Annotated in this window: 1 protein-coding gene; it reads left to right on the top strand. The window is 51.1% G+C overall.

Annotated elements, in window-relative coordinates; translation table 11 throughout:
- Positions 1 to 15: 15 nt before the first annotated feature.
- Positions 16 to 282 (top strand): DEAD/DEAH box helicase (locus tag AC1RPH_RS08265; protein ID WP_481762105.1); only part of this gene is annotated, 267 nt, incomplete at its 3' end.

Genomic DNA, 282 nt, shown 5'->3' with positions numbered 1-282 from the left:
GATCATTGGTGAGCAATGACTATTACCGTAAACTACGTGTCCGGTGTTCCCGGACTCGGCAAGACCCGTGCTGCAATCGACTTCATGCGCCGACACATCGAAGGCGGCCTAGCTGGAAAAGATGTTGGCTCTCTATTTTACGTTGCGCCTACCGTTGACTTGCTAAATCAGACGCTCAAAAATTTGAAGGCGTTGCTCGATCCAGCGCTGCACGTGATGATACGCGCCGAGTACTCGATCGAGGGTGAACAGTATAACAAAAAGCTTGGCACTGTTGACACC

The organism is Dellaglioa sp. CoH-57-MRSF-16 (assembly GCF_056782055.1).
The sequence above is the reverse complement of the archived record's forward strand: the minus strand, read 5'-3'. Positions and strand labels throughout refer to the sequence as shown.